Annotated in this window: 11 protein-coding genes; 8 read left to right on the top strand and 3 right to left on the bottom strand. The window is 69.9% G+C overall.

Annotation, left to right across the window (positions count from 1 at the left end):
• Window positions 1-438: 438 nt before the first annotated feature.
• Window positions 439-1,644 carry a globin domain-containing protein gene (locus AC0685_RS03765; protein ID WP_340686177.1) on the bottom strand — a complete coding sequence of 402 codons (1,206 nt, stop codon included), beginning with the start codon at window positions 1,642-1,644 and terminating at the stop codon, window positions 439-441.
• A gap of 270 nt (window positions 1,645-1,914) precedes the next feature.
• Between AC0685_RS03765 and AC0685_RS03770 the strand changes: the two genes are divergently transcribed.
• From AC0685_RS03770 to AC0685_RS03785, 4 genes are all read left to right on the top strand, one after another.
• Window positions 1,915-2,379, top strand: coding sequence for a MarR family winged helix-turn-helix transcriptional regulator (locus AC0685_RS03770; RefSeq protein ID WP_478224140.1), 465 nt, complete (start codon window positions 1,915-1,917; stop codon window positions 2,377-2,379).
• A 75-nt stretch (window positions 2,380-2,454) separates the two neighbouring features.
• Window positions 2,455-3,639 carry an MFS transporter gene (locus AC0685_RS03775; protein ID WP_478224142.1) on the top strand — a complete coding sequence of 395 codons (1,185 nt, stop codon included), beginning with the start codon at window positions 2,455-2,457 and terminating at the stop codon, window positions 3,637-3,639.
• Between the two features lie 89 nt (window positions 3,640-3,728).
• The gene (gene clpB, locus AC0685_RS03780) at window positions 3,729-6,326 is read left to right on the top strand and encodes an ATP-dependent chaperone ClpB (protein WP_478224144.1); all 2,598 of its coding nucleotides are present in this window, start codon (window positions 3,729-3,731) and stop codon (window positions 6,324-6,326) included.
• Window positions 6,327-6,536: 210 nt separating this feature from the next.
• Window positions 6,537-7,247: a hypothetical protein gene (locus AC0685_RS03785; protein WP_478224146.1), complete on the top strand. Its 711-nt coding sequence runs from the start codon at window positions 6,537-6,539 to the stop codon at window positions 7,245-7,247.
• Here the strand turns inward: AC0685_RS03785 and AC0685_RS03790 are convergent, their stop codons facing one another.
• Complete coding sequence (locus AC0685_RS03790; RefSeq protein ID WP_478224148.1) at window positions 7,248-8,381, bottom strand: hypothetical protein; 1,134 nt, start codon at window positions 8,379-8,381, stop codon at window positions 7,248-7,250.
• 120 nt (window positions 8,382-8,501) lie between these two features.
• Between AC0685_RS03790 and AC0685_RS03795 the strand changes: the two genes are divergently transcribed.
• The gene (locus AC0685_RS03795) at window positions 8,502-9,269 is read left to right on the top strand and encodes an SDR family NAD(P)-dependent oxidoreductase (protein WP_478224150.1); all 768 of its coding nucleotides are present in this window, start codon (window positions 8,502-8,504) and stop codon (window positions 9,267-9,269) included.
• Here AC0685_RS03795 and AC0685_RS03800 read toward each other — a convergent pair.
• Window positions 9,266-9,946 (bottom strand): MgtC/SapB family protein, encoded by a 681-nt coding sequence (locus AC0685_RS03800; protein WP_425341985.1) that lies wholly within the window; start codon window positions 9,944-9,946, stop codon window positions 9,266-9,268. The two genes, AC0685_RS03795 and AC0685_RS03800, sit on opposite strands and share 4 nt — an antisense overlap.
• A 60-nt stretch (window positions 9,947-10,006) precedes the next feature.
• Here AC0685_RS03800 and AC0685_RS03805 point away from each other — a divergent pair, with 60 nt between their 5' ends.
• The 3 genes from AC0685_RS03805 to AC0685_RS03815 all read left to right on the top strand — a co-directional run bounded on the left by AC0685_RS03805 (window position 10,007) and on the right by AC0685_RS03815 (window position 13,852).
• The gene (locus tag AC0685_RS03805) at window positions 10,007-10,489 is read left to right on the top strand and encodes a PepSY domain-containing protein (RefSeq protein WP_478224152.1); all 483 of its coding nucleotides are present in this window, start codon (window positions 10,007-10,009) and stop codon (window positions 10,487-10,489) included.
• Between the two features lie 70 nt (window positions 10,490-10,559).
• Window positions 10,560-11,318 (top strand): ABC transporter ATP-binding protein, encoded by a 759-nt coding sequence (locus AC0685_RS03810; protein WP_478224154.1) that lies wholly within the window; start codon window positions 10,560-10,562, stop codon window positions 11,316-11,318.
• Window positions 11,318-13,852 carry an FtsX-like permease family protein gene (locus tag AC0685_RS03815; RefSeq protein ID WP_478224156.1) on the top strand — a complete coding sequence of 845 codons (2,535 nt, stop codon included), beginning with the start codon at window positions 11,318-11,320 and terminating at the stop codon, window positions 13,850-13,852. Before AC0685_RS03810 ends, AC0685_RS03815 begins: the two co-directional genes overlap by 1 nt.
• The last annotated feature ends 1 nt before the right edge of the window (window position 13,853 follow it).

The following is a 13,853-nucleotide window of genomic DNA, read 5'->3' on the forward strand; positions in this document are numbered from 1 at the left end:
GACGGTGTTTCGATCAAGGGTGGAACGGGAATCGGTGAAGATCTCGACGGACTCGGTGGATGCTCGTACTTCACTGTTTCGGCAGTCATGGGTGAACGATTTTCTCCAGTTGGATCGGGCATATTCTCCAGACCCGATGTCATCGTGCTCGTGTTCCCCCGAGGGGTCCCGACTGTATGCCCGAACGTCGCGAAAGGATCCACGAATGGTTGTTTCCCGCTCGAACGGAGCAAACGATATACGCGCCGTCAACACCGTCTGGCACTAAGTAAAGGTGATCAAGCAGGCGGGATTTTCCTTGCTAACCAGTGTTTTTCGCCACTGGGGCCGGAAAGCGTGATCCGCCGATCGGGTGGGTTTTTCTCCGTGATTACCGGGTCACGTAACGGTATGCGTCCGGTGACTGATCCCCATTGTGGAATCGCATTCGGACAGTGCCTAGTCGATGGTGAAGGGGTCGTACGCGATCTGGTCGAGCGCGCTGCCCGCGACCAGCATCCGGGACACCGTCGCGCGGATCATCGCGGGCGAGCCGGCGACGAGGATCCGGTGCCCCGGCCAGGATCCTTGCTGGGTAACGGCTTCCGCGAGCGTGCCCTGCACGCAGCCGGGGGCCTCTTCACCGTGTTCGACCACCGGCGTCACGGTGAGCCACGGGTTCGTGGCCGCGAGAGCGCGCAACTCGTCGAGGTCGTAAAGGTCCTCACGCGACGGTCCGCCGTAGAACAACTGGACCTTCGGGTTCTCGCCCCACTGCGCGAGGTCGTCCAGGATGGCGCGCAGCGGCGCGATGCCGGTGCCGCCGGCGATCATCAGGACGTCGCGGCCGTCGGTCCGGTCGATGGACAGCCTGCCGAGCGGCGGTCCCAGCCGCCAGACGTCGCCGGGCTGCGTGTGGCTGACGATGGCGCGCGACACCCAGCCGCCGTCGACGGCGCGCACGTGGAACTCGATGCCGCCGTCCTCGCGCGGCGCGTTCGCCGGCGACAGGTAGCGCCAGAGCCGTGGCCGCTGCGGTACTTCGACGCTCATGTACTGACCGGGCTGGTACGGCACCGGGAACTCGGGCTGGACGCGGACCAGGGCGAGATCCCAGGTGAGCCGCCGGTGTTCGAGCACGGTGGCCGACCACGACGCCGGATTGACGTCGGCCGCCGCTGCCTCCTGCATCGCGCGGGCGACGATGGTGAACGCCTCCGCCCAGGCCCGTTCGACCTCCGGTGTCCAGTCCGGACCGAGGTGGTTCTTCAGCGAGGCGAGCAGCGCGGTGCCGACGGCCTCGTAATGCCGCGGGATGACGCCGAACTTGCGGTGGTCGCGGCCGAGCTGGGTCAGGAACGGCACGAGGTCGTCGGGCCGGTCGACCATCTGCACGATGTGGACCAGCGCGCGGACCAGCCTGCCGCGCTGGACCTCCATGTTGATCGGGAAGAAGTCGCGGGTCGCCGGCGCGAGGGTGAACAGCATCCCGTAGAAGAACTGGGATATCTCCGGGATGAAGGGCTCCGACTTCGCCCAGGTGTCCCGGATGAGGCGCACCATCGCGGTGACCGCGGGCGGGGCTTCGCGCGGCGCCGAGGACCGCGGGACCGGGCTGACCGCGTCGGCCGTCACGGGCTGGGAGTCGCTGATCGGGTAGCGCATGCCGGAAGACGGTTCCCCAGGTTCACGAACGAGGGTCCACTGGAGAAGAATTCACGGATCATTCACCTCTCCGGTCAGTGGCTGTCGGGCCGGTCGGCTGGTTCCGGCTCGCTCGCGAGACTAGCTGCCGAGAGCCCTTTTGCCCGCATCGTTGCTCCGGACGGGTGTACTCGAAACCGGTCGGCAGTGGGGGATCTCACGAGGTAAATAGTTGTCTTACGCAAGTGTCACCCAATACAGTTGTACTGTACAAGTAGCCAGGAGGCACCGATGAGCTCCGCCGACGACGCCAGGGTCGAATTGATGCGTGAGTTGAAGGCCGCCTCCCAGCTGCAGCACGCCTGGATAATGCAGGCCTGGCAGGACGACCCCGGCCTGCATCCGGCGGCCGCGATGCTGCTGTCGGACCTGGCGAAGCACGGCGAGGCGCGCCCTTCGGAATTGGCAAAACGACGCTTTGTGGACCTTTCGGTCATAAGTCGTCAAATTTCCCAGCTGTCCGCGGCGGGGATGGTGGACCGCCGTCCCGCGCCCGAGGACGGCCGCGCGTCGATCATCAGCATCTCCGAGCGCGGGCGTGCGGAACTGGGGCGCAGGCGGGCCGGGTATCTGGAGTTCATGGAGCGCGCGCTCGGTGACTGGGACGACGAAAAGGTCCTCGAGCTGACCACGCGGCTGGCGGAGATGAACGCGGACGTCCGAGCGGCCCTGTCCGCCCGGACATGCGACGTTTGACGGCGGCCGTTCTTACCCACCGGTCTTGACTGAACGGACCTTTCGCGACGCCGTCACGCCGGTAGCGTCGAAGGTGTGCGAAGCAGGGTCGCGTTGCTGGTCGCGTTGGGTATCGACAACTTCGGCTCGGGACTCTTCCTTCCGCTGGGCCTCGTCTTCGTCATCCGCGTGGTGGGTTTGCCGCTCGCCCAGGCGGGAGGTGCGGTCACGCTCGGCGCGTTCGCCGGGCTGCTCGTTCCCGCGCTCGCCGGCCGCCTCGTCGACCTGATCGGCCCGCGGACGGTGATGATCTGTTCCCACGTTCTCCAGGCCGCCGGAGCAAGCGCTTTCCTGCTGGCCGACGGGTTCGCCGGCGTCGTCGGCGCGTCCGTCATGCTCGCGGCCGGGCAGCAGCTGTTCTACAGCTCGCAGTTCTCGCTCATCGCCGACGTCGCGGGCGAAGGGCCGAAGGACCGGCCGTTCGCCGAAGCCGCGATGGTGCGCTCCGCGGGCTTCGGGCTGGGCGGGCTCGCGGCGGCCGGACTGCTGGTGTGGATCGGGCGTGAGGGCCTGTACGTCGCCGTGATGGTCGACGTCGCGACCTTCGTCATCGCCGCGGCCATCCTGTCGACGCTGGTCACGCCCGCCCCGCGGCCTTCGCCGCGCTGCTCGGGGCCCGCGCGGGTCTGGCGGAACCGCCCGTACCTGGCGCTCATCGTGTTCAGCGGGCTGTTCGCGCTCACGATGGACTTCTTCCTCATCGGGATGCCCGTGTACGTGTTCAACGCCTTGCAAGGCCCTCGATGGCTTCCCGGGGCCATCATCGCGCTCCTCACCGTCGTCACCAGTCTGGGTGGAGTCGTCGCGTTGCGGCTCACCAGGAGGATGACCCGGATCGCCGCGATGCGTGCGGGTTCGGCGTTGTTCGCGGTGTGGTGCCTGGCGTGCCTCCTGGTGGTGTTCGTGCCGAAGGTCTTCCAGCCGGTTTACCTGCTCGGTGCGACCCTCGTGCTGGCCGCGGGCGATCTCGCGTTCGGCCCCCGGTCCGGGGCGCTGGCCGAAGCCGCGGCGCCGCCGGAGGCGCGAGGCCGGTACCTGGCGGCCTTCCAGTACGCGTTCACGCTCGCGGCGGTGATCGCTCCGGCCGTCGTGGCGTTGTTCTCCGTGGCAGTCTGGATCCCGTGGGTGCTCGTGGCCGCGTGCGCCTGTACGGCCGTGGTCGGCCTCGGCCGGGTGGGTCCCCGCCTGCCCGTGGAGGCGGTCTCCCCGAGCGGAGGCTGAAACTTTTCAGGGTTGAGCGGAACAGACTCAACTTTGCTGACGTTGTACCTGTCGACAAGAACTTCGCAGGACCTAGTACGAGGTGAGGGATGGACGCTTTCAACCCGACCACGAAGACCCAGCAGGCGATCTCGTCGGCGGCGCAGGCGGCCACGATGGCGGGAAACCCGCACGTGGCGGCCGCGCACCTGCTCGGCGCCCTGCTGGCGCAGGGTGAGGGGCTCACCGCACCGCTGCTGACCGCGGTCGGGGCCGATCCGGCGCAGGTGCACAAGGAGCTGGAGCCGCTGATCGCGGCGCTGCCGTCGGCGACGGGCGCCACCGTGTCGAGCCCGCAGTTCGACACGAACGCCGTCAAAGCGCTGACGCACGCGCAGAAGCTCGCGACCGAACTCGGCGACGAGTACGTCTCGACCGAGCACCTCCTCGTCGGCCTCGCCACCGAAGGCGGGCCGGTGGCCGAGCTGCTCAAGCGGCACGGCGCCACCCCGGACGCGCTGCGCGAGGCGTTCGCCAAGGTGCGCGGCTCCGCGCGGATCACCAGCGCGGATCCGGAAAGCACGTTCAAGGCGCTGGAGAAGTACGGCGTCGACCTGACCGAACGCGCCCGCGCCGGCGAGCTGGACCCGGTGATCGGCCGCGACACCGAGATCCGCCGCGTGGTGCAGGTGCTCTCGCGCCGCACCAAGAACAACCCGGTGCTGATCGGTGAACCCGGCGTCGGCAAGACGGCCATCGTCGAAGGGCTCGCCCAGCGCATCGTCGCCGGTGACGTGCCGGAGTCGCTGCGCGGCAAGCGCGTGGTGGCGCTGGACCTCGGCTCGATGGTCGCGGGTGCCAAGTTCCGCGGTGAGTTCGAGGAGCGGCTGAAGGCCGTGCTCAAGGAGATCACCGACTCCGCGGGCGAGGTCGTCACGTTCATCGACGAGCTGCACACCATCGTCGGCGCCGGCGCGACCGGCGAGGGAGCGATGGACGCGGGCAACATGATCAAGCCGATGCTCGCCCGCGGTGAGCTGCGGATGGTCGGCGCGACCACGCTCGACGAGTACCGGCAGCACATCGAGAAGGACGCCGCGCTGGAACGGCGCTTCCAGCAGGTGCTGGTCGGCGAACCGTCCACTGAGGACACCATCGGCATCCTGCGCGGGCTCAAGGAGCGGTACGAGGTGCATCACGGTGTGCGCATCACCGACGCCGCGCTGGTCGCCGCCGCGACCCTGTCCGACCGCTACATCACCGCCCGGTTCCTGCCGGACAAGGCGATCGACCTGGTCGACGAGGCCGCGTCGAAGCTCCGCATGGAGATCGACTCGCGGCCCGTCGAGATCGACGAGGTCGAGCGCGCCGTGCGGCGGATGGAGATCGAGGAGATGGCTCTGTCCAAAGAGGACGACGCCGCCTCCAAGGAACGGCTCGCCGCGCTGCGCTCGGAGCTGGCCGAGAAGCGGGAGACGCTGACCGCGCTGACCGCGCGCTGGCAGAACGAGAAGGGCTCGATCGAACGCGTCCGCGAACTCAAGGAGCAGCTGGAGCAGCTGCGCGGCGAGTCCGAACGCGCCGAACGCGACGGTGACCTCGGCAAGGCCGCCGAGCTCCGCTACGGCCGGATTCCCGCGCTGGAGAAGGAGTTCGAGGCCGCGACCGCGGCCAGCGAAGTCAGCCAGCAGAACGTCATGCTCAAGGAAGAGGTCAGCGCGGACGACGTCGCCGACGTGGTCAGCGCGTGGACCGGCATCCCGGCCGGACGGCTGCTGGAGGGCGAGACGGGCAAGCTGCTCCGGATGGAGGAGGAGCTCGGCAAGCGCGTCATCGGGCAGAAGGAGGCCGTGCAGGTCGTCTCGGACGCGGTGCGCCGCACCAGGGCGGGCGTCGCCGACCCCGACCGGCCGACCGGTTCGTTCCTGTTCCTCGGCCCGACCGGTGTCGGCAAGACCGAGCTGGCGAAGGCCCTCGCCGAGTTCCTGTTCGACGACGAGCGCGCGATGCTGCGGATCGACATGAGCGAGTACGCCGAGAAGCATTCGGTGGCGCGCCTGGTCGGGGCGCCTCCGGGTTACGTCGGCTACGACCAGGGCGGCCAGCTGACCGAGTCGGTGCGCAGGCGGCCGTATTCGGTGGTGCTGCTCGACGAGGTCGAGAAGGCGCATCCGGACGTGTTCGACGTGCTCCTGCAGGTGCTCGACGACGGACGCCTCACCGACGGCCAGGGCCGCACGGTGGACTTCCGCAACACGATCCTGGTGCTGACGTCGAACCTCGGCTCGCAGGCCATCGCCGACCCGTCGCTCGACGAGCGTCAGCGCAACGACGCGGTGATGTCGGTGGTGCAGCGGCAGTTCAAACCGGAGTTCCTGAACCGGTTGGACGACATCGTGGTCTTCCACGCGCTGGGCACCGACGAGCTGACGTCCATTGTGGACATCCAGATCGAACGGCTCGCCACGCGGCTGTCGCGGCGCCGCCTGACGCTGGAGGTCACCGACGGGGCGCGCGAGTGGCTCGCGCTGAACGGCTTCGACCCGATCTACGGCGCGCGGCCGCTGCGGCGGCTGGTGCAGTCGGCGATCGGCGACAAGCTGGCGAAACAGCTGCTGGCCGGTGAGATCCGGGACGGCGACACGGTGCGGGTGGACATCCCGGCCCAGGAGGCGTCGGAGGCGCTGACGGTCACCCGGGTGGACTGAGGCCGGTCGGTCACCCGCCGAATGAGATGAAGGGGCCTTTCATCGCAGAATTTGCGATGAAAGACCCCTTCATTGCCTTGGCGACACAGCGATTTGTCGACCTTTCGCCGCGTCTTTCGTGGTCTTTCCCGGGTGCGGCACCGAAAGGGGTGGCGCGACACGGCGCCCGGCGGTCACATCCGGTGAGGGCAGGGGGATACCCTGACCGTCGTGGGTATTCCGGCGTGGATCTGGTTCGTCATCGCCGCCGTCGCCTTGGTGGCGGGGCTGGCGCTGCTCGCGGCCGACCGGGCGAAGGAGGGCTCGCGCAATCGCGAGCGCATGCGCTGGGCCGAGCTGCGCGGCTGGCAGTTCGTCGAAGAGGACGAACGGTTGCCGCGGCAGTGGTCCAACGGCGCGATCGGGTACTTCGGTGCCCAGCTGGCGGTCAACGTCGTCGCCGGGTCCACCTTCACCTCCGACGGGCGGCGTCCCGTCTTCATCTTCGACATCGAGACCGAGGGCCAGATCCCGGCGGTCGTGGTCGCCGTGCGGTGCAACCGCGTGCACGAGGTGCCGCTGGAGATGTGGCTGTCCAGTGTGCCGTTCCAGCGCCAGGACATGCCCGAGATGCTCGGCCCGATCGGTCAGCGCTACGCCTTCGCGGACGACGCCGAGGGCGCGCGCAAGGTGATCACGCAGGATCTCGTCGACGCGGCGGACTCGCTCGGCGGCGATGTCGGCGTGGCGTGGCTGGAGAACGAGTGGGTGCTCGCGAGCGTCGCCCCGAACGCCGGGCCGTCGCGGCTCGAGCGGCTGCTGCGCGACCTCGGCGAGATCGCCGACATCGTGGACCCGTTCGACGAGGAGTACGACAACGCCTCGACCCCTGGCCGTCACTGGCAGGCCGAGGCCGCCGACGACATCGAGCCCCAGGCCTGATCAGGACCGCTTGAGCTCCAGCGGGAGCGCCCCGGCGATGAATCCGGTGTGCGCCGGCTGACCGAGCAGGGTCAGGTCGAGTGTCCCGGACTGCGTCAGATGCCCTGCCTGTGCGGGATCTGTGGTCGGCTGTACCCCGCGCACGGACGACGTCGAGGTGCCGCGGACGGACGCGACTTCCCCGATGCCGAGGTCGCCGCTGATCGTGTGCGAACCGGATCCGGTGAGCCCGGCATCGTGCTGCGCCAGATTCACGTTCTGCCCGGTGGTGACCAGCCCGGACGACGGACCGATGGTGCCGCCGAGAGCGTGCTCCTGGCCGTAACCCGCGCCCGAGCCGACGTCGAGCGGCAGGACACCGCTGAACCGGCCGTTGCCGTGCTGCGCCGAGGTCGACCCGACGGCGGCGAGGTCGCCGACGTCGACCGCGTGCCCGGACGACCGCCCGGCCTCCAGCACGCCGCCGAGGTCGCCGGAGAAACCGCCGTCGAGCCGGAAGGCCCGGTCGAGGGTGCCGCCGGTGTGCTGTTCCGTCTCGTTGATGACGCCGACCCCGGGCAGCGGGCGGACGGCGTGATAGGTCCCCTCGGCCACGCGAAGGGCGCGGCTGTCCTCGGAGACGAAGGTGGGGACGCCGGTGCGCGGGTCGAGCGCGACCTCGGTCAGCCGTGCGCCGGTCCGTTCGAGTTCGGTCTCGTTCCCGGCGACGACGCTTCCGTAGCGATCGACCTTCAGCGCTTCCCGCTGGCCCTGCTTGACGGCCTCGGAAGTCTTCGCCGCCGCGAGCGCGCCGACCTTGTCCGGACGGGCCGTGACACCGTCGCGGGTCTCGATGGTCTCGCTCACCGAGCGGCGGACGTCAGCGACGGTCTTCGCGTCACCGAGGTCCTTGCTGAAGACGTTCCGCTCGGTGTTGGTCAGGAAACCGCGAAAGACGGTCGTGTCGCCTTCGCTGGTGAAGCCGACTCCGCGATCGAGGCTGCCTTCGCGCTGGTGATCGAGTGGAAGCGGGATCGACGGGTCGGTCTGGGTGGCGAGCGCGGTGGCCGGACCGGCGAGCAACAGCGCCAGCGGCGCCGCGCCGGCCGCGACTTTGGGCAGGTAGCTCGGCTTGCGCCTGCTGTGCTTCCCCATGGGGCCGGACGATACTTCCCGACTTCGGCAGTTGCACGTCAAATCCCCACGGTGGGTGACCCCCACGCCTGCCCCATCCGAGCGTGTTCCCGGAACCCGACCGAGGAGTAGGTTCCCGATATGACACAGACCGCCCTGATCACCGGCGCCACCGCCGGCATCGGCGCGCAGTTCGCGCGCAGGCTCGCCGCCGAGGGGTACGACCTCGTACTCGTCGCCCGCGACGTCGACAGGTTGGAGGGCTTCGCCGCGGAACTGGTCGAGGCGCACGGCGTCGACGTCGTGGTCCTGCCCGCCGATCTGTCCGAAGTGGACGGACGCGCGCTGGTCGAGGACCGCCTGGCCGAAGCGCCGGTGGACCTCCTGGTGAACAACGCGGGCTTCGGGCTCAACGGCGACTTCTGGACCATCCCGCCGGACGCGCTGCAGCGTCAGCTGGACGTCAACGTCACCGCCGTCCTGCGGCTGACCCGTGCGGCGCTGCCGGGGATGATCGACCGCGGCGAGGGCGCGATCATCAACGTCAGCTCGGTCGCCGGCTTCTTCAGCGGCCGCGGTTCGACGTACACGGCCAGCAAGAACTGGGTCACTTCGTTCACCGAGGGCATCGCTGCCTCGCTGCCGGAGAACATCCGCATGATGGCGCTCTGCCCTGGGTTCACCACCACGGAGTTCCACGAGCGGGCCGGTCTGGACAAGCCCGGTCCGAAGGCGTTCTGGCTCGGCGTCGAGCAGGTCGTGGACGAGGCCCTGGCGGATCTGCGCCGCGGCAAGGTGATCTCGGTGCCGAGCCTGCAGTACAAGGTGCTCGTCGCGGTCGGCGGGCTGCTTCCCAGGGCGGTGCTGCGGAAGCTCGGCGGCGGTTTCGGCGGCAAGGGCCGAACTTAATCGTCATCGGTGGTTTCGATCGAGCGCACGCCGTCGGTCGCGGCGAGCACGGTGGGCGCGGCGGCGTGATCGGGTCCGGTGAGGTCGAGTGAGACCGTCACCTCACCGTCACGGTCGCCGGTGATCCGCAGTGACGTGATCGACCATCGACGGCTCGTGCACAGCGCCAGCAGGTCGCGCAGGACACCTTGCCCGTCCACGTAACTCACGCGAAGCCTGGTCGTGCCCGTGCCGCCGGGCAGATGCGCGCTCAGCCAGGTGAAACCGAGGACCACCACGAAATGCAGGGCCGTCACCACGACCGCCAGCACCAGCAGACCGGCGCCCGCCGCCATGCCGATGGCCGCGGTCTCCCAGACGGCGGCGGCCGTGGTGAGCCCGTGGATCGCGCCCTGCCTGGTGATGATCAGCCCGGCGCCGAGGAAGCCGACACCGGAGACGATCTGTGCCGCGATCCGGGACGGGTCGAGTACGACCTGCCCGGTCGCGAGGATGTCGCCGAAACCGTACTTACTGACCAAAAGGATCAGTGCGGACGCGGTGCCCACGATGGTCTGGGTCCGCAGTCCGGCGCTCTTGCCCCTGAGCTGCCGTTCCAGCCCGATCGCCGCCGACAGCGCGAACGCCGTCGTCAGCTCACCGATCTGGAGCCAGCCCTGTCCGTTCGAGACCATCACCCCACGGTGCCATCGGCCGGACGACGGTTCGAGCCCGTGCGGGGCGGGTACGCGTGGATCATGAAGTCATCACTTCTTGTCATCGCGGTGGTGCTGACGCTGGCCGCCTGTTCCACCGAACAGGCGCCCGCCCCGGCGGTACCGGGACCGGTCGAAGCCCAGCCGGTGAAGGCGATCCAAGCGGCGGCAGGCGCTTTGCCCGACGGGCGGGTGTTCGACGTGGAGCCCGCGAACGACGGGTGGGAGATCAAGGTCGCGTCACACGGGCAGGAACACAAGGTGCGCGTGAGCCCGGACGGCGGCCAGGTCCTCGGCAAGCAGCAGACCGCCAAGCCGAGCGACGACCTGGCGAAGGTCGGGCAGGCGGGTGTCGACGCGGTCAAGGCACTCCAGGCCGCGCAGCAACGCCAGCCGGGTGAGCTCGACGAGATGGAGGTCGACCACGCCGCCGACGGCACCCTCGTCTGGGAGGTCGGGCTCCGCGACGGCAAGGGGATCGAGCACGACGTCGACGTCGATGCCAGGACCGGCGCGGTGAGGTAGGGCCCGCCCTACCAAGGAGACGCACGCTCGCCCCAGGGTGCTTCCGACCTGGGATTCCTAGTGTTTTCCCATGAACACTGGGTGGAACGGTGACGCGGTCCGGCTCGACGGCGTCCGCAAGGAATACGGCAAGGGCGTCGTCGCTCTGGACGGGGTGACGCTGGCGTTCCCGCGTGGCGGTTTCACCGCGGTGATGGGACCTTCGGGCTCGGGTAAGAGCACCTTCCTGCACTGCGCGGCCGGGCTGGACCGGCCGACGTCGGGGTCCGTCGTGCTCGACGGGCAGGAGCTGGCCGGGATGAGCGAGACGAAGCTGACGAAGCTGCGCCGCGACCGGGTCGGCTTCATCTTCCAGGCCTTCAACCTGCTTCCGGCGCTGACCGTCGAGCAGAACGTCACGCTCCCGCAGCAGCTCGCCGGCACCAAGCCGGACCGCCGTGTGGTCGAAGAGATGCTGGGCCGCGTGGGGCTTTCCGGCCGTCGCAAGCACCTCCCCGGCGAACTGTCCGGTGGGCAGGCGCAGCGCGTCGCGATCGCGCGGGCGCTGGTCACCCGGCCCGCGGTGGTCTTCGCCGACGAGCCGACCGGCGCTCTCGACACCCGCACCGCCGCCGAGGTTCTCGCGCTGCTGCGCCATTCCGTCCGGACGACCGGCCAGACGGTGATCATGGTGACCCACGACCCGATGGCCGCCTCGTACGCGGACCGCGTCATCTTCCTCGCCGACGGCCGGATCGCGGACGAGCTGCACGCGCCGACGGCGGACGTCGTCGCCGAGCGCATGACCCACCTGGGTGCCTGGGGCAGCTCGGTCAGGGCGGGTGCGTGATGCTGCGACTCGCCTTCCGGACCCTGCGCCTGCGCAAGGGCGGCTTCATCGGCACCTTCATCGCCGTCTTCTTCGGCGCGCTGATCGTCGCCTCCTGCGGCGGCCTGATGGAGACGGGGATCCGCAGCAACGCGGAACCGCAACGGCTCGCGGCCGCCCCGATCCTCGTCACCGGCGGCCAGACCTTCGCGCTGCCCAAGGAAGATCCGGCAGCTCTCGAACCCGATGACAAGCGCAAGTTCGAGGACGCGCGGCTCTCCGAGCGCGTCCGGCTCGACGAAGGGCTGGTCACGCGGCTGCGGTCCGTCCCCGGCGTCTCGAACGTCGTCGCTGAAGTGAGCTTCCCGCTCGCGGCGGGCGGCAAGCCCGGGCTCGGCCACGCTTGGGACTCCGCCGTCCTGACCCCGTACGCGCTGGCCGCGGGTGCCGCGCCCGCGGCGGGCGAGGTGGTCGTCGAATCCGCGTCGGGAGCGAAGCCCGGTGACCTCGTCGAGGTCGCCGCGCGCGGCAAGACCGAATCGTTCCGCGTCGCCGGAGTGGCCGGAGCGCCGCGTTCGATCACCCAGGCCGCCGTGTTCTTCTCCGCCGCCGACGCCGCCCGGCTCTCGGGTCACCCCGGCAAGGCCGACGCGATCGGCGTCTTCACCGCGCCGGGTGCGGACGTCGAGGCGGTGCGGGCGAAAGTCGCCGAGGTCGCGACCGGGGCGAACGTCCTGACCGGCATCGACCGCGGTGTCGCGGAGTTCCCCGAAGCCGATTCGAGCGGCTCCAACCTGATCGTCATCGCCGCGGTGTCCGGCGGGCTCTCGGTGATGGTCGCGATGTTCGTCGTAGCCAGCACACTGAGCCTGTCCACCCAGCAGCGTTCGCGCGAACTCGCGTTGATGCGGGCGATCGGCACGACCCCGCGCCAGCTCCGGCGCATGGTGCTCGGCGAAGCGCTGGCCGTCGGCCTGCTCGCCACCGCGCTCGCCGCGGTACTCGGCCCGTTCCTTGGCGAGTGGCTGTTCGGGCAGCTCGTCGAGAACGGGGTGGTGCCCGCGGTGCTGCGGTTCTACCAGGGCTGGTTGCCCGCCGTCGTCGGCGCGGGGGCCGCGATGCTCGCGGTGTTCATCGCCGCCTTCTTCGCGGGCCGCCGCGCCGGGAAGATCCGGCCGACCGAGGCGCTCGCCGAGGCCGCGGTCACCCGCCGCTGGCTGACCCCGACACGCGTCATCGTCGCCGTGCTCTGCTTCGGCGGCGGCACCGCGCTGGCCATCGTGACCGTCGCGGTGATGACCGGCCCGATCGCGGCCAGCACCGCCGGACCCGCGGTGATCCTCTGGGCGCTCGGCGTCGCGATGATCACCCCCGGTGTCGCCAAGGTGATGACGGCGATCCTGCAGTGGCCGATGCGCCTGCTCGGCGGCATCGACGCCCGGCTCGCCGTGCTCAACACCCGCGCGGGCATCGTCCGGGCGGCGGGCGCGGTCACCCCGATCATGCTCGCCGTCGGGATCGCGACCGCGAACATCTACCTGCAGACCACCCAGCAGGAGCTGGCGAACCAGGCGTTCACCGAAGACGTCCGCGCCGACGCCGTGATCGTCTCCGCGACGGGCGGGCTGTCCCCGGACCTCGTCCAGCGGATCCAGGCCGTGCCCGGGGTCGCCGGAGCGTCCGAGTACGTCACCAGCAGCGTGTTCCTCGAGAACCCGTACGACTCCTCCGACGAGGGCCGTCCTGCGGTCGGCCTCACCGCTTCCGGCGCGGGCGCGACGACCGACACCAAAGTGACTCAGGGTGACCTGAAGGCGCTGACCGGCAACACCATCGCGCTGCCCGAGGTCTTCGCGAAGGACTTCGGCCGCGGCGTCGGGGACACGCTCAGCCTGAGGCTCGGGGACGGCACCCCGGTCGACGTCGAGGTCGTCGCGGTGACCAGCCAGCGGCCCGGTTTCGAGAGCCTGCTGCTCCCGGCCGGTCTGCTGGCCCCGCACACCACCGCCGGGCTCGCCCCGCAGATGCTGGTCCGCGCCGCTCCGGACGTCGATCCGGCGGCGCTCACCGAGCGGCTTCGCGAGGCGACGGCCGGGCTGCCGGTGTCCGTCGGCGACCGGGCGGCGCTCGTCGCGGCGCACGACAAGGACCAGGCCGTCGGCGCGTGGGTGAACTATCTGCTGGTCGGGATGATCATCGCCTACACGGTGATTTCGGTCGCGAACACGCTCGTGATGGCGACCGTCCGGCGGCGCCGCGAGTTCGGCCTCCAGCGGCTCACCGGCTCGACCAGGGCGCAGGTGCTGCGGATGGCCGGTTTCGAAGGCGGGCTCGTCGCGTTGGTCGGGATCGTGCTCGGCACCGTCGTCGCGGCGGGCTCGATCGTCCCGTTCTGCCTGGTGGCGACCGATTCCCTGCTGCCGATGGGCTCCCCGCTGATCTACCTGACCATCATCGGGACCGCCGCGGCGCTCGCGCTCGTGGCGACCCTGGTCCCGGCCTGGGCGGCGACGCGGGGCCAGGCCGTCGACGCGGCGACGGCAGGCAATGACTAGA

The sequence above is a fragment of the Amycolatopsis sp. NPDC043889 genome (assembly GCF_056435645.1).